Source organism: Pseudomonas sp. 2995-1, assembly GCF_002742505.1.
GTDB classification, from domain to species: domain Bacteria; phylum Pseudomonadota; class Gammaproteobacteria; order Pseudomonadales; family Pseudomonadaceae; genus Aquipseudomonas; species Aquipseudomonas sivasensis.
Genome location: NZ_LJSA01000490.1, coordinates 44,000 through 59,204 on the forward strand (window position 1 = coordinate 44,000; position 15,205 = coordinate 59,204).

12 protein-coding genes are annotated in these 15,205 nt (G+C 60.6%); 7 read left to right on the top strand and 5 right to left on the bottom strand.

Annotation, left to right across the window (positions count from 1 at the left end; translation table 11 throughout):
* Positions 1-339: 339 nt before the first annotated feature.
* Complete coding sequence (locus AOA61_RS24860; RefSeq protein ID WP_032887556.1) at positions 340-1,074, bottom strand: phosphoadenylyl-sulfate reductase; 735 nt, start codon at positions 1,072-1,074, stop codon at positions 340-342.
* 151 nt (positions 1,075-1,225) lie between these two features.
* On the opposite strand from AOA61_RS24860, the gene thrH reads away from it, so the two are divergent.
* The gene (gene thrH / locus AOA61_RS24865; RefSeq protein ID WP_032887558.1) at positions 1,226-1,843 is read left to right on the top strand and encodes a bifunctional phosphoserine phosphatase/homoserine phosphotransferase ThrH; all 618 of its coding nucleotides are present in this window, start codon (positions 1,226-1,228) and stop codon (positions 1,841-1,843) included.
* Between the two features lie 90 nt (positions 1,844-1,933).
* Here the strand turns inward: thrH and pabB are convergent, their stop codons facing one another.
* The 4 genes from pabB to AOA61_RS24885 all read right to left on the bottom strand — a co-directional run bounded on the left by pabB (position 1,934) and on the right by AOA61_RS24885 (position 6,434).
* On the bottom strand, positions 1,934-3,277 hold the full coding sequence (pabB, locus tag AOA61_RS24870; RefSeq protein WP_099602937.1) for an aminodeoxychorismate synthase component I: 1,344 nt from the start codon (positions 3,275-3,277) through the stop codon (positions 1,934-1,936).
* A 99-nt stretch (positions 3,278-3,376) separates the two neighbouring features.
* Complete coding sequence (locus AOA61_RS24875; protein ID WP_032887562.1) at positions 3,377-4,363, bottom strand: alpha-L-glutamate ligase-like protein; 987 nt, start codon at positions 4,361-4,363, stop codon at positions 3,377-3,379.
* A complete protein-coding gene (locus AOA61_RS24880) occupies positions 4,363-5,895 on the bottom strand; it encodes an inactive transglutaminase family protein (protein WP_032887564.1) in 1,533 nt (510 codons plus the stop codon). Before AOA61_RS24880 ends, AOA61_RS24875 begins: the two co-directional genes overlap by 1 nt.
* Positions 5,896-5,900: 5 nt before the next feature.
* Positions 5,901-6,434, bottom strand: a complete 534-nt coding sequence (locus AOA61_RS24885) for an ATP-dependent zinc protease (RefSeq protein WP_032887566.1) — start codon at positions 6,432-6,434, stop codon at positions 5,901-5,903.
* Between the two features lie 271 nt (positions 6,435-6,705).
* On the opposite strand from AOA61_RS24885, the gene AOA61_RS24890 reads away from it, so the two are divergent.
* The 6 genes from AOA61_RS24890 (at position 6,706) to prpD (ending at position 15,187) form a co-directional block, all read left to right on the top strand.
* A complete protein-coding gene (locus AOA61_RS24890) occupies positions 6,706-7,416 on the top strand; it encodes a GntR family transcriptional regulator (protein ID WP_032887568.1) in 711 nt (236 codons plus the stop codon).
* Entirely contained in the window at positions 7,413-8,306 is an 894-nt protein-coding gene (gene prpB / locus AOA61_RS24895) for a methylisocitrate lyase (protein WP_015885362.1), read from the top strand. The genes AOA61_RS24890 and prpB overlap by 4 nt, the downstream gene beginning before the upstream one ends.
* Before the next feature lie 42 nt (positions 8,307-8,348).
* Complete coding sequence (prpC, locus tag AOA61_RS24900; protein WP_032887571.1) at positions 8,349-9,476, top strand: 2-methylcitrate synthase; 1,128 nt, start codon at positions 8,349-8,351, stop codon at positions 9,474-9,476.
* A gap of 210 nt (positions 9,477-9,686) precedes the next feature.
* Positions 9,687-12,281: a Fe/S-dependent 2-methylisocitrate dehydratase AcnD gene (acnD, locus tag AOA61_RS24905; RefSeq protein ID WP_099602938.1), complete on the top strand. Its 2,595-nt coding sequence runs from the start codon at positions 9,687-9,689 to the stop codon at positions 12,279-12,281.
* A 10-nt stretch (positions 12,282-12,291) separates the two neighbouring features.
* A complete protein-coding gene (prpF, locus tag AOA61_RS24910) occupies positions 12,292-13,482 on the top strand; it encodes a 2-methylaconitate cis-trans isomerase PrpF (RefSeq protein ID WP_099602939.1) in 1,191 nt (396 codons plus the stop codon).
* A gap of 220 nt (positions 13,483-13,702) precedes the next feature.
* Positions 13,703-15,187: a 2-methylcitrate dehydratase gene (gene prpD / locus AOA61_RS24915; protein ID WP_032887577.1), complete on the top strand. Its 1,485-nt coding sequence runs from the start codon at positions 13,703-13,705 to the stop codon at positions 15,185-15,187.
* Positions 15,188-15,205: the final 18 nt, after the last annotated feature.

Genomic DNA, 15,205 nt, shown 5'->3' on the forward strand with positions numbered 1-15,205 from the left:
GGGTAATTTCGTTTTTATAGGTTGGTTAAATAAATAGCTGAATTTAAAGAGATATAAATTGACCGACTGAACAGTTATTTATTTTTGGGTTGTCAGTATGCGATTCGCCAGGCCAATCGAGGGGAGGGGAGAGGTGTTACGTTATGGTGCGGCCGAATAAGAATTGCACACATAAATGGCACCGATCGTTACATGTATGTGTACATCTCCAACACTCAACACAAGACAAATGTGGGAGGGGGCTTGCCCCCGATAGCGGTTTTCCAGTCAAACATAGGTTGACTGACAGGCCGCTATCGGGGGCAAGCCCCCTCCCACATTTTCTAACCGCGTCAGCCCTTAGGCCTTGCTGATGATGTTCCCGGCATGCAGCCCGCATTCTTTCTGCGTGGCTTCTTCCCACCACCAACGACCCTCTCGCTCATGCTGGTTCGGCAGCACAGGCCGGGTGCACGGCTCACACCCGATGCTGATAAAACCGCGCTCATGCAAGCTGTTGTACGGCAGCTCCAGCATGCGGATATAGCCCCAGATCTCTTCGCTGCTCATCTGCGCCAGCGGGTTGAATTTGTATAGGGTGCGTTCCGGGGTAGAGAAGGCGGTGTCGATCTCCAGCGCCGCCACTTGGCTGCGGGTGCCAGGGCTCTGGTCACGGCGTTGGCCGGTGGCCCAGGCACTCACGCCCGACAGCTTGCGGCGCAGCGGCTCGATCTTGCGCACGCCGCAGCATTCGCCATGACCATCCTTATAGAAGCTGAACAGACCTTTCTCCTTGACGAAGGGCTCCAGCTTGCTCTGGTCCGGCGAAATCAGTTCGATGTCGATCTTGTAGAAGTCGCGCACCTGCTCGATAAACCGGTAGGTCTCCGGGTGCAGACGGCCTGTGTCGAGGCTGAACACCTTGACGTTCTTGTTCAGCTTCCAGGCCATGTCCACCAGCACCACGTCCTCGGCGCCGCTGAAGGAGATCCACAGGTCATCGCCGAACTGGCTGAACGCCAGCTTGAGAATGTCCTGGGCGGATTTGTTGGCGTAAGTCGCGGCGAGTTCAGCGACGTCGAAGGCTTGGTTCATCAGGACGGTTCCTACAGGTCAGTGGCGCTGAGCGCTCTATAGGGGAGCGATGGTATCAAAATCCGCTCCGCGTTGCGGCGGCGAGCTTGAATCGCTAGAGTTCGGCAGTCCTTTTGCTCGCTCAACTAACAACATCCAATAGGAGTGTCTTGTGGAAATTGCCTGTCTTGACCTGGAAGGGGTACTGGTACCGGAAATCTGGATCGCTTTCGCCGAAAAAACCGGTATTGAATCGCTACGGGCCACCACCCGGGACATTCCTGACTACGACGTGCTGATGCAGCAGCGCCTGCGTATTCTCGACGAGCACGGGCTCAAGCTCGCCGATATCCAGGCAGTGATCGCCACGCTCAAGCCTTTGGACGGCGCCATCGAGTTCGTCAACTGGCTGCGCGAGCGTTTTCAGGTGGTGATCCTGTCCGACACCTTCTACGAATTTTCCCAGCCGCTTATGCGCCAACTGGGTTTCCCGACTCTGCTGTGCCACCGCCTCATCACCGATGAATCCGACAGGGTGGTGAGCTACCAACTGCGCCAGAAAGACCCCAAGCGCCAGTCGGTATTGGCGTTCAAGACTCTTTACTACCGCGTGATCGCCGCTGGCGACTCCTACAACGACACCACCATGTTGGGCGAGGCCGACCGTGGGATTCTGTTCCATGCGCCGGAGAATGTGATTCGCGAGTTCCCGCAATTCCCGGCGGTGCATACGTTTGAGGATTTGAAGAAAGAGTTCATCAAGGCGTCGAATCGGTCGCTGAGCCTCTAAAGCGGATTGTGGCGAGCGGGCTTGCCCCCGGAATGGGACTGCTGCGCAGTCCAACGCGAGCAAGCTCCCTCGCCACAAGAGGTCTACCTGCTACAACCCTTCCAGCGTTTGCAGCAAAACCCGCACCTTCGTCAGCGACTCCTGATACTCGGCCTCCCACTGCGAATCCGCGACAATCCCGCCGCCGCCCCAGCAGCACACTTGGCCATCCTTGACCAATAAGCTGCGAATGGCGATGGAGCTGTCCATCTCGCCGCGTATGTCCAGGTACACCAGCGAACCGCAGTACAAGCCGCGTCGGGTGGGTTCCAGTTCGTCGATGATCTGCATGGCGCGAATCTTCGGCGCGCCGGTGATGGACCCACCAGGGAAGCTGCCGGCGATCAGGTCGAGGGCGTCTTTGTCGTCGGCCAGTGTGCCGGTGACGCTGCTCACCAGGTGGTGCACGTTGGGGTAGCTTTCCAGGCTGAACAACTCCGGCACGCTCACCGAGCCGGTGCGGCAACTGCGCCCCAGGTCGTTGCGCAGCAGGTCGACGATCATCAGGTTTTCGGCGCGATCCTTGGGGCTGGCCAGCAGTTCCGTGGCGTGGGCGGCGTCTTCTTCAGGCGTGACACCGCGTGGGCGAGTGCCTTTGATCGGGCGGGTTTCGACCTGGCGCTCGCTGACGCGCACGAAACGCTCCGGTGACAGGCTCAATACCGCGCCGTCATTGGGCAGGCTCTGGAATCCGGAGAAGGGCGTCGGGCAGGCTTCGCGCAAGGCGCAATAGGCGACCCAAGGATCACCGCTGCACGGCGCACGAAAACGTTGGGCGAAGTTGACCTGGTAGCAGTCGCCGGCCTGGATGTAATCCTGGATGCGCTCAATGGCCTGCTGGTAAGCCTCGACGCTGAGATCCGGCGCCATGGGGCCCTGCAATTTGAAGGTTGCAGGGGCGGTGGCGGCGTCACCGCTGAACAGCGTGATCAGTCGCTGCCGTTCGCTACCGGCCAGCGCCGGGTGAAATACCAGTTGGCTGGTCTGTGCCAAGTGGTCGCTGATCAGCGCCCAGGCATACAGTCCAAAACGCGCATCCGGCAGGTGCAAATCATCCACCGCCAAGTGCGGCAGCTGTTCCAAATGCCGGCCAAAGTCGTAGCTCAGGTAGCCGATCAAGCCACCGGCAAACGGCAACTCATAGCCGTCGGGCAATTTCGCTTCACCCAACTGTGAAAGGTTTTTCCGTAATCGCCGCAGGAAGTTGCTGCCGCTTTCGTCAGGATCCACTGCAAGAGTCGCCTCGGGCCAGGCGCTGAGCAGGTCATAACGACCGCGTTCGGCAGCAGGTCGGCCGCTGTCGAGCAGGACCGCGCCGGGTGCATGGCGAATCGCCGCAAAATACTCGGCGGGGTTGGCCCGATAGGGCAGCGGGTGTACTGAACAGGTCGACATGCGAGGGTGGATCAGCCAAGGCGCGGGGGAGGGGATTGTAGTCCCCTGTAGGATTTGCTCCTAGAGGGGATGTCGGCGATAGACAGTTCGAAGACCGGATCAGCCTTCTACGGGGGGAATATGCCCAAACATTTCCTGCACAAACTTCACCCGCTCTTCCGGGGTTTCCGTCACGCCGGCGGCTTTGAGTGCTTCCAGTCGTGCTTCTACCGCGTGGGTGCGCAAGGTCAGGCCGCAATCGTTGGCGATCTGGATGTTCAGCCCTGGCCGCGCATTGAGCTCCAGGATCAGCGGGCCTTTTTCCTGGTCCAGCACCATGTCCACACCGATGTAGCCCAGCCCGCATAGCTCATAGCAGCCGGCGGCCAGCTTCATGAAACCGTCCCAGTTGGGCAGTTGCACGCCATCCACCGCGTTAGTGGTGTCGGGGTGTTTGGTGATGATGTTGTTCAGCCAGGTACCGCGCAGGGTCAGGCCGGTGGCAAGGTCCACACCGACGCCAATGGCGCCCTGGTGCAGGTTGGCCTTGCCGCCGGACTGGCGGGTCGGCAACCGCAGCATGGCCATCACCGGGTAGCCCATCAGCACGATGATGCGGATATCCGGCACGCCTTCGTAGCTGATGCTCTTGAAGATCTGGTCGGGCACCACGCGGTACTCGATCAGCGCGCGGTCACGGTGGCCGCCCAGGGAATACAGGCCGGTGAGGATGCTGGAAATCTGATGCTCGATCTCTTCATGGCTGATGATCTTGCCGGACACCGTGCGGTAGCGCCCTTCAAAACGGTCGGCCACCACGAGAATGCCGTCACCGCCGGCGCCCTGGGCCGGCTTGATCACGAAGTCGCTGCGCCCACCGATAATTTCATCGAGCTTGTCGATTTCCTTCTCGGTGGAGATCACTCCATACATTTCCGGCACGTGGATACCCGCCGCGATCGCCCGTTCCTTGGTGATGATCTTGTCATCCACGATCGGGTACAGGCTGCGCTTGTTGTACTTGAGCACGTAATCGGCGTTACGCCGGTTGATACCCATGATTCCCCGCGCTTCCAGGGCTTTCCAGGTCTTCCAGAAACCGAACATTACTTATCAGCCTTCAAGAACGCCTTGAAACGCACCAACTCGGTCAGGCGGTAGCCGCGATAACGACCCATGGCCAGCATGAAGCCCACCAGGATCAGGAGGATCGCAGGGAAGGTGAACACGAAGTACACCAACTCCGGCACGCTCATAATCAAGTGCGCCAGGGACGCAGCGAACAACGTACCAATCGCCACTTTCAACGCATGGTTGGCACCGCGTTCTTCCCAGGTGATCGACAGGCGTTCGATGGTCATGGTCAGGATCACCATCGGGAACAGTGCCACCGACAGCCCGCGCTCCAGCCCCAGTTTATGGCTGAACAGACTGATGGCCGCGATCAGCACCACCACGAAGGTCAGCACCACCGACAGCCTCGGCAGCATTTGCAGCTTCAAGTGTTCCAGGTACGACCTGAGTGACAGCCCCAGTGCCGTAATAATGGTGAAAAGCACGATTCCGAAGCCCAATTGCGTCTCGCGGAACGCGAGTGCAATCAGCACTGGCGTGAACGTGCCCAGGGTCTGCAGGCCGATCAGGTTGCGCAGGATCAGAATCACCAGCACGCCAATCGGGATCATCACCATGATCATGAACGTCTGCTGGGTTTGCAGCGGCAGGCCGTACAGCGAGTATTCGAGGAAGTTGGCGTCGGTGTTTTCATCCGTCAGCTTGGCCAGGCGAATCGCGTTCATTTCGCTGTTGTTCAGGCTGAACGTCACCATGGCTTTCTTGCCGCCGTCGACCGTGATCAGGTTTTCATCGCCGGTCCACCACAGCAGGCGGTCGCTGGGCAGGCCCTGTTCGCCGGTTTCCGGGTTGAAGTAGAGCCAGTCATTGCCATTAAAGCTGCGCAGCCAGAGTTCGGGCGTTTGCGGCTGGTCGGCGACCAGGCGGATGGTGTGGACCTTTTCCACCGGCACGTGGGCGATGGACAGCAGCAACTCGACGATCTTGGCCTTGTGCGGCGTGGACGGGTCGCCGGCGAGCAACAGCTTCACATTGTCGTCGTTGAGGTTGTTGGTGCGCTTGATGGCTTCGGTAATGAAGGTTTCGACGTCGGCCGAATGCTGGCGGATCGGCGCCAGCAGGGCTTCGGCGGCGATTTTTTCCGGGCCTTCCACCGCGATGCTGTCGCGGAACGTTGGGCCTTTGATCTTGGTTTTTTCACCGCTGTAACGCTTGGTCAGCACCAGGCGGTAATACAGGGTCTGGTTGCCGTTGGCGCGGCGTGCCGACCAGGTGACCTTACGGTTACCGTCAATACGATTGACGCTCACCCCATAGTTGTTCGAGATAAAGCTCTCATTAAGGCTGACGAAGTCGCGGCTCAGGGGCGGCACGAACATCTGGATCTTCACCGGGTCCTTCGGATTGGCGACGAACTCGACCTTGGCGTCGATGTTCCACAAATCGTCGGTCGCGTCCTCAGTGACAGGAATGCCCAGCACGAAGATCTGGTAGGCGGTGACCGAAATACCCAGCACCACCAGGATGGCGATCAGGATTTTCAGGTGCAGGGTAAGAGAGCGCATTCGGTTTACTCGGCGGTATGAGCGTCGGCGGCGCAGGCGGGTTTGCCTGCTGCGTATTTAAGACTGGGGTCGACCAGCGCATCAAAGCGTTTCAACGCTTCGGAGCCGATCAGCAGCGGATATTGGAATGCGCTGCGGTCAGTCAAGTTCACTTCGATGCTGCGTAAAGCGGTGCCCATGCAGATATCCAGGGCTATCACTGGACGGGCGGTGTAGTTCTTGTCCTCATCGGGGTCGTAGTCACCGGCGCGGCGCTTGATCTTGCTGACGCGGGCCAGGGGCCGTTCGATGGGGTGGGAATGGGCGGTGTCGATGGCCAGGTAGAAGCGCACCCAGGATTCGCCGTTGCGCTTGAAGCGCTTGATATCACGGGCGCTGAGGGAGGCGGTCTTGGCGCCGGTGTCCAGCTTGGCGGCCACTTCAAGGTCGATGCCAGCCAATTGGGCATATTCATTGAGGCCATACACGGTCTTCTCGGCGGCAACGCCAAGGCCGGGGATGAACAGTAGGCAAAACAGGGGGAAGGGCTTGAGTCTCATAGATCCTGAGGCGGTGCAGTGCGATGTTCAATTCAAGGCGACTGGCATTGCTGCGCAAACTCCCTCGTGCGCCGTTTCATCAAGCGATGTCAGGCAAATGCGGCGGCATTCTAACATGATGCTTTTTTGGCGCCACCGCTGGCAGGCGGCCATGCTCCGAGCGCGTGCAACAAGGGTTATTAGACGATTGTCGACAATGTGTATTTATTCTTTGACTATCGAGGTCTGATTGGCTAGTTTTTGCGGCATTGCTTTTCAAGGTGTCGACAATATGCTGGTTCAGCCTGAAGCTCCGATAGTCGTGTCGGACGAATCCCAAACGATGTCGGAGAACGTTTTCCGGCGCATCCAGGCCGCCATCGTCAAAGGCGAGATCGCCCCCGGCAGCAAGATCTCCGAACCGGAACTGGCCCGCACCTACGGCATCAGCCGTGGCCCGTTGCGTGAGGCGATCCACCGCCTGGAAGGCCAGCGCCTGCTGGTGCGCGTGCCCCATGTGGGCGCGCGGGTCGTGTCCCTGAGCCACGCCGAGCTGATCGAACTCTATGAAATCCGCGAATCTCTGGAAGGCATGGCCTGCCGCCTGGCCGCCGAGCGCATGACCGACGCCGAAATCGAAGAGCTGCGCCAAGTGCTGCACACCCACGAACGGGATGCTGCGTTCCAGGCCGGCGTCGGCTACTACCAGCAAGAAGGCGACTTCGACTTTCATTACCGGATAATTCAAGGTGCCGGTAACCGCACCCTGACCCAAATGCTCTGCGGCGAGCTGTACCAGTTGGTGCGCATGTACCGCATCCAGTTCTCCACCACCCCCAATCGTCCACGCCAGGCTTTTGCCGAGCATCACCGCATTCTTGACGCGATTGCCGATCGCGACGGTGAACTGGCCGAACTGCTGATGCGCCGTCATATCGGCGCGTCCAAACGCAACATTGCCCGTCACTTCCCGGACGGCGCCCCTGATAGAGGTGAGTCATGAGTTCGAACAATAAAAGCACACCCGGCCAACGTTTCCGTGACGCAGTCGCCAGTGAACAGCCGTTGCAGGTAGTCGGCGCAATCAACGCCAACCACGCGCTGCTGGCCAAGCGCGCTGGCTTCAAGGCGATCTACCTGTCAGGCGGGGGCGTGGCGGCCGGTTCCCTGGGCGTGCCCGACCTGGGCATCACTGGCCTGGATGACGTGCTCACCGACGTGCGCCGTATCACCGACGTCTGCGACCTGCCGCTGTTGGTGGACGTGGACACCGGTTTTGGCTCCTCGGCGTTCAACGTCGCGCGCACCGTCAAATCGATGATCAAGTTCGGCGCCGCCGCGATTCATATCGAAGACCAGGTCGGCGCCAAGCGCTGCGGCCATCGTCCGAATAAAGAAATCGTGTCCCAGCAGGAAATGGTCGACCGCATCAAGGCCGCCGTGGATGCGCGCACCGATGACAGCTTCGTGATCATGGCGCGTACCGATGCCTTGGCCGTCGAAGGGTTGGAGTCCGCCCTGGAACGCGCCGCCGCCTGCATCGAAGCCGGCGCCGACATGGTGTTCCCGGAAGCCATCACTGAACTGGAGATGTACAAGCTGTTCGCCGCCCGTGTGAAAGCGCCGATCCTGGCCAACATCACCGAATTTGGCGCGACTCCGCTGTACACCACCGAACAGTTGAAATCTGCTGATGTTTCCATCGTGCTGTATCCGCTCTCGGCCTTTCGCGCCATGAACAAGGCCGCCGAGAACGTTTACACCGCGATCCGTCGCGACGGCACCCAACAGAACGTGATCGACACCATGCAAACCCGCATGGAGCTTTACGATCGCATCGACTACCACACCTTCGAGCAGAAGCTCGACGCGCTGTTCGCCGCGAAGAAGTGACGAACACGTCTCCCTGAATAACGACAAAATTGGAGAAAAACCATGGCTGAAGCAAAAGTACTGAGTGGCGCCGGCCTGCGTGGCCAGGTCGCCGGGCAAACTGCACTGTCCACCGTGGGCCAGGCCGGTGCCGGCCTGACCTATCGCGGCTACGATGTTCGCGAACTTGCTGCCGATGCGCAGTTTGAGGAAGTCGCCTACCTGCTGCTGTACGGCGAATTGCCGACCAAAGCCGAACTGGCTGCGTACAGCCAGAAGCTGAGCAAGCTGCGCGACCTGCCGCAAGCGCTCAAGGAAGTGCTGGAACGCATCCCCGCCGACGCCCATCCGATGGACGTGATGCGCACCGGTTGTTCGTTCCTGGGCAACATCGAGCCGGAAAAAGACTTCAGCGTGCAGCGCGATGTCACCGACCGCTTGCTCGCCGCCTTCCCGGCAATCATGTGTTACTGGTACCGCTTCAGCCACGACGGTAAGCGCATCGACTGCGTGACCGACGAGCCGAGTATCGGTGGTCATTTCCTGCACCTGCTGCACGGCGAGAAACCGAGCGAGCTGCATGAGAAGGTCATGAACGTCTCGCTGATCCTCTACGCCGAGCACGAATTCAACGCGTCGACCTTCACCGCTCGCGTGTGTGCCTCGACCCTGTCCGATCTCTACTCCTGCGTCACTGCCGCCATTGGCTCCCTGCGCGGTCCGCTGCATGGCGGCGCCAACGAAGCGGCGATGGAAATGATCGAGCGTTTCGGTTCGGCAGAGGAGGCTGTCGAAGGCACCCTCGGCATGCTGGCGCGCAAAGACAAGATCATGGGCTTCGGCCACGCGATCTACAAAGACAACGACCCGCGTAATGAAGTGATCAAGGGCTGGTCGAAAAAACTCGCTGACGAAGTGGGCGACACCGTGCTGTTCCCAGTCTCCGAAGCCATCGACAAGACCATGTGGGAACAGAAAAAACTCTTCCCTAATGCCGACTTCTACCATGCCTCGGCGTATCACTTCATGGGTATTCCGACCAAGCTGTTCACGCCGATTTTCGTCTGCTCGCGCCTTACCGGCTGGGCAGCCCACGTATTCGAGCAACGCGCCAACAACCGCATCATCCGTCCAAGCGCCGAGTACACCGGCGTCGAACAGCGCAAGTTCGTGCCAATCGAACGTCGCTGAAGACTGACGATCCCAGGATTGGAATGAGGTCAAAGTGTGGGAGGGGGCTTGCTCCCGATGGCGGTATGTCATTCAACACCTATGGCAACTGATAAACCGCTATCGGGGGCAAGTCGAAACGTCGCACCGCCCCTCCCACATTTGAATCGCATTTCAATTCTGGATCGGCCCAGGTCTTCCTTTTGTAATCACCGTGACCGAGTCCTGACGATGAACACAGAATTTCGCAAACCGCTCCCCGGCAGCCGCCTGGATTTCTTCGACGCCCGTGCGGCAGTCGAAGCAATCACCCCTGGCGCCTACGCCACCTTGCCCTACACCTCCCGCGTACTGGCAGAAAACCTGGTGCGCCGCTGCGCCCCGGCCACTCTCAATGCTTCCCTGAGCCAGTTGATCGAACGCAAGCGTGATCTCGACTTCCCCTGGTTCCCGGCGCGTGTGGTGTGCCACGACATTCTTGGCCAGACCGCGTTGGTCGACCTCGCCGGCCTGCGCGATGCCATCGCCCTGCAAGGCGGTGACCCGGCCCAGGTCAACCCGGTGGTGCCGACCCAATTGATCGTTGACCACTCCCTGGCCGTCGAAGCCGGGGGTTTTGACCCCGATGCGTTCGAGAAAAACCGCGCCATTGAAGACCGTCGCAACGAAGACCGTTTCCACTTTATCGAGTGGACCAAAAAGGCCTTCAAGAACGTCGACGTGATCCCGCCGGGTAACGGCATCATGCACCAGATCAACCTGGAGAAAATGTCCCCGGTGATCCAGGTGCGTGACGGCGTGGCGTTTCCGGATACCTGCGTCGGCACCGACAGCCACACGCCCCACGTGGATGCTCTGGGCGTGATCGCCATTGGCGTCGGCGGCCTGGAAGCGGAGAGCGTGATGCTCGGTCGCGCCTCGTGGATGCGCCTGCCGGAAAGCGTCGGTGTCGAGCTGACGGGCAAGCTGCTGCCGGGCATCACCGCCACCGATATGGTGCTGGCGCTGACCGAGTTCCTGCGCCAACAGAAAGTCGTCGGCGCATGGCTGGAGTTCTTTGGCGAAGGCGCATCAAACCTGACCTTGGGCGACCGCACGACCATCTCCAACATGGCCCCGGAATACGGCGCCACGGCAGCGATGTTCTATATCGACCAACAAACCATCGCCTACCTGAAACTCACCGGTCGTGAAGATGAACAGGTCGCACTGGTCGAGCAATATGCGCGTCACACCGGTCTGTGGGCGGATGATTTGAAAGGCGCGCAGTACGAGCGCGGCCTGACCTTCGACCTGTCCAGCGTCGTGCGCAACATGGCCGGCCCGAGCAATCCCCACGCCCGCGTCGCCACCCGCGACCTGGCGGCCAAAGGTATCTCCGGACAGTGGGATGAAGTGCCGGGGCAAATGCCTGATGGCGCGGTGATCATCGCCGCCATCACCAGTTGCACCAACACCAGCAACCCGCGCAACGTGATCGCCGCCGGGCTGTTGGCGCGCAATGCCAACAAGCTGGGGCTCAAGCGCAAGCCGTGGGTCAAATCCTCCTTGGCACCCGGTTCGAAAACCGTGGCCATGTACCTGGAAGAAGCCGGCCTCGGTCACGAACTGGATAAGCTCGGTTTCGGTGTGGTGGCGTTTGCCTGCACCACCTGCAACGGCATGTCCGGCGCGCTCGACCCGGTGATCCAGCAAGAGATCATCGACCGCGACCTGTATGCCACCGCCGTACTGTCGGGTAATCGAAACTTCGACGGGCGCATTCACCCTTACGCCAAGCAAGCCTTCCTCGCGTCGCCGCCGTTGGTGGTGGCGTATGCGATTGCCGGCACCATCCGTTTCGACATCGAGAAGGACGTGCTCGGCCTCGACGCCGACGGCAAGGAAATCCGCCTGCAGGACATCTGGCCGAGCGACGAAGAAATCGATGCGGTGGTCAAGGCCTCGGTCAAGCCGGAGCAGTTCCGCGCGGTGTATATCCCGATGTTTGCGATCCACGAAGACACCGGCCCCAAAGTCGCGCCGCTGTACGACTGGCGTCCGCAGAGCACGTATATCCGCCGTCCGCCGTATTGGGAAGGTGCGCTGGCCGGAGCGCGTCCGCTGAAGGGCATGCGCCCGCTGGCGGTGCTGCCGGACAACATCACCACCGATCACCTGTCGCCGTCCAACGCGATCATGCTCGACAGCGCTGCCGGTGAATACCTGGCGAAAATGGGCCTGCCGGAAGTCGACTTCAACTCCTACGCAACCCACCGCGGCGACCATTTGACCGCGCAGCGCGCAACGTTCGCCAACCCGAAACTGTTCAACGAAATGGTGGTGGAAAACGGCAAGGTCAAACAGGGTTCCCTGGCGCGCATCGAGCCGGAAGGCCAGGTTACGCGGATGTGGGAAGCCATCGAAAACTACATGGAACGCAAGCAGCCGCTGATCATCATCGCCGGTGCCGATTACGGCCAGGGCTCGTCCCGCGACTGGGCGGCCAAGGGCGTGCGCCTTGCTGGTGTGGAGGCGATTGCGGCCGAAGGTTTCGAGCGCATCCACCGCACCAACCTGGTGGGCATGGGCGTGTTGCCCCTGGAGTTTTTGCCGGGAACCGATCGTCACACCCTGCACATCGACGGCAGTGAAACCTATGACGTGGTCGGCGAGCGCACCCCGCGTGCGCAGTTGACCCTGGTGATCAATCGCAAGAATGGCGAACGTGTCGAAGTGCCGGTGACCTGCCGCCTCGACACCGCCGAAGAAGTGTCGATCTACGAGGCGGGCGGCGTGTTGCAACGTTTTGCCCAGGACTTCCTGGAATCGGCGGCGACCGCTTAAGAGGACAACCATGGCACACGTACCGCAAATCAAGATCCCCGCCACCTATATGCGTGGCGGCACGAGCAAGGGCGTATTTTTCAGCCTCCAGGACCTGCCCGCCTCGGCGCAGGTACCGGGCGCTGCCCGCGATGCCTTGTTGTTGCGGGTGATCGGCAGCCCCGATCCCTACGACAAACAAATCGACGGCATGGGCGGCGCCACATCGAGCACCAGTAAAAGCGTGATCCTGGCCAAAAGCACCCGCGCCGAGCACGACGTGGACTACCTGTTTGGCCAAGTCTCCATCGACAAACCCTTTGTCGACTGGAGCGGCAACTGCGGCAACCTGTCGGCGGCGGTGGGTTCGTTCGCCATCACCGCCGGGTTGGTCGACCCGGCTCGCATTCCGCACAACGGCGTGGCCGTGGTGCGTGTGTGGCAGGCCAATATCGGCAAGACCATCATCGCCCACGTGCCGATTACCGACGGCGCTGTGCAGGAAACCGGCGACTTCGAACTGGACGGCGTGACCTTTCCGGCCGCCGAAGTGCAGCTGGAATTCATGGACCCGGCGGCAGAAGAAGAGGGCGGCGGCGGCTCGATGTTTCCCACCGGCAACCTGGTCGATGACCTGGAAGTGCCCGGTGTCGGCACCTTCAAGGCCACGCTGATCAACGCCGGCATCCCGACGATTTTCATCAACGCCGAAGACCTCGGCTACACCGGCACCGAGCTGCAAGGCGCGATCAACGGCGACCCCAAGGCTTTGGCCATGTTCGAGGCCGTGCGGGCCTATGGCGCGTTGCGCATGGGCCTGATCAAACACCTGGACGAAGCCGCCCAGCGCCAGCACACCCCGAAGGTCGCATTTGTGGCCAAGCCTGCGGATTACGTGGCGTCCAGCGGCAAGGCGATCAAGGCTGGCGATGTGGATTTGCTGGTGCGCGCCCTGTCCATGGGCAAGCTGCACCACGCCATGATGGGCACGGCTGCCGTGGCGATTGGCACGGCAGCGGCGATTTCCGGGACGTTGGTCAACCTCGCCGCAGGCGGCATTGAACGTAATGCGGTGCGCTTCGGGCATCCGTCCGGCACGTTGCGCGTGGGGGCTGAAGCCACCCAGGTGAACGGTGAGTGGGTGGTGAAGAAAGCCATCATGAGCCGCAGTGCACGGGTGTTGATGGAAGGTTTCGTCCGCGTACCCGGCGACTCTTTCTAAAGTCCAACACCAATCCCTTGTGGGAGGGGCGGTGCGACGATTCGACTTGCCCTTGATAGCGGTGCGTCAGTCGACACATTCATCACTGACCCACCGCCATCAAGGGCAAGTCGAATCGTCGCACCGCCCCCCCACAGTCATAAGCAGGCATTCAGACCTGCGAAACGATCAACCCTGACCCTGAGGATGCAACAACCCTAACTCACTTTGGAGATCTGCCATGAGCACCAACGTCGACCAGAACAACCGCCCCGACTACGACCAGGTTCTGCAGGACATCGCCGACTACGTCCTCACCTACCGGATCGACTCCCCAGCCGCCCTCGACACCGCCCGCAACTGCCTGATGGACACTCTCGGTTGCGGCCTCCTGGCGCTGCGTTTTCCCGAGTGCACCAAGCACCTGGGGCCGATCGTCGAGGGCACGGTGGTGCCGTTCGGTGCGCGGGTGCCGGGCACGTCGTTGCGCCTGGATCCGGTCAAGGCCGCCTGGGACATCGGCTGCATCGTGCGTTGGCTCGACTACAACGACACCTGGCTCGCCGCTGAATGGGGCCACCCTTCGGATAACCTCGGTGGCATTCTGGCCGTGGCCGATCACCTGTCGCAAAAACGTGTGGCCAATGGAGATGCGCCGCTGACCGTGCGTGCGGTGTTGGAAGCGATGATCATGGCCCACGAAATTCAGGGCGTTATCGCGCTGGAAAACTCGTTCAACCGTGTCGGCCTCGACCATGTGCTGCTGGTCAAAGTCGCCTCGACGGCGGTCACTGCCAAGCTGATGGGCGCCACCCGTGAGCAACTGCTGGCGGCCTTGTCCCACGCGTTTGTGGATGGGCAAGCGCTGCGCACTTACCGCCATGCGCCGAATGCCGGCTCGCGAAAATCCTGGGCGGCGGGTGATGCATCAAGCCGTGGCGTGCGCCTGGCGGATATCGCGCTGCGTGGCGAGATGGGCATTCCTGGTGTCTTGAGCGCGCCGCAGTGGGGCTTTTACGACGTGTTGTTCAGCCACACCAACAAGGACCTGGCGCTCAAGCCCGAGGACAAGCGCGCGTTCAGCCTTTCCCAGGCATACGGCACCTATGTGATGGAAAACGTGCTGTTCAAGATCAGCTTCCCCGCCGAGTTCCATGCGCAAACAGCCTGCGAAGCGGCGGTGACCTTGCATCCTCAGGTCAAACATCGACTGCATGAGATCGAGCGCATCGTGATCACTACCCATGAGTCGGCGATCCGCATCATTTCCAAGGTGGGTCAGTTGGCCAATGCCGCTGATCGCGACCACTGCCTGCAATACATGACCGCCGTGCCTCTGGCGTTCGGCAATCTGGTGGCCGAGCAGTACGAAGATGAATTCCATGCAGCCCACCCGATCATTGATGAGCTGCGCGACAAGATGGTCATTGTCGAAGACCCACGCTACAGCCGCGAATACCTGGAGGCCGACAAACGTTCCATCGCCAATGCAGTGCAGGTGTTCTTCAAGGATGGCTCCAGCACCCAGCAGGTGGCGGTGGAATATCCCATCGGCCATCGTCGCCGTCGCGTGGATGGCATCCCGTTGCTGGAAGACAAGTTCAAGGCCAACCTGGCGACGCGGTTTACCGCGCAACGCAGCGCCGAGATCTTTGCGTTGTGCAAGGACCAGGCGAAGCTTGAGGCCACAGCTGTAAACCGCTTCATGGACCTGTTCGTGATCTAGCAGGCGACGCAAAACTAA

Coding starts and splice junctions, on each gene's coding strand:
- prpF (WP_099602939.1), top strand. CDS start 12,292: ATGGCACACGTACCGCAAATCAAGATCCCCGCCACCTATATGCGTGGC.
- prpB (WP_015885362.1), top strand. CDS start 7,413: ATGAGTTCGAACAATAAAAGCACACCCGGCCAACGTTTCCGTGACGCA.
- AOA61_RS24890 (WP_032887568.1), top strand. CDS start 6,706: ATGCTGGTTCAGCCTGAAGCTCCGATAGTCGTGTCGGACGAATCCCAA.
- pabB (WP_099602937.1), bottom strand. CDS start 3,277: ATGTCGACCTGTTCAGTACACCCGCTGCCCTATCGGGCCAACCCCGCC.
- prpC (WP_032887571.1), top strand. CDS start 8,349: ATGGCTGAAGCAAAAGTACTGAGTGGCGCCGGCCTGCGTGGCCAGGTC.
- acnD (WP_099602938.1), top strand. CDS start 9,687: ATGAACACAGAATTTCGCAAACCGCTCCCCGGCAGCCGCCTGGATTTC.
- AOA61_RS24885 (WP_032887566.1), bottom strand. CDS start 6,434: ATGAGACTCAAGCCCTTCCCCCTGTTTTGCCTACTGTTCATCCCCGGC.
- AOA61_RS24875 (WP_032887562.1), bottom strand. CDS start 4,363: ATGTTCGGTTTCTGGAAGACCTGGAAAGCCCTGGAAGCGCGGGGAATC.
- AOA61_RS24880 (WP_032887564.1), bottom strand. CDS start 5,895: ATGCGCTCTCTTACCCTGCACCTGAAAATCCTGATCGCCATCCTGGTG.
- prpD (WP_032887577.1), top strand. CDS start 13,703: ATGAGCACCAACGTCGACCAGAACAACCGCCCCGACTACGACCAGGTT.
- AOA61_RS24860 (WP_032887556.1), bottom strand. CDS start 1,074: ATGAACCAAGCCTTCGACGTCGCTGAACTCGCCGCGACTTACGCCAAC.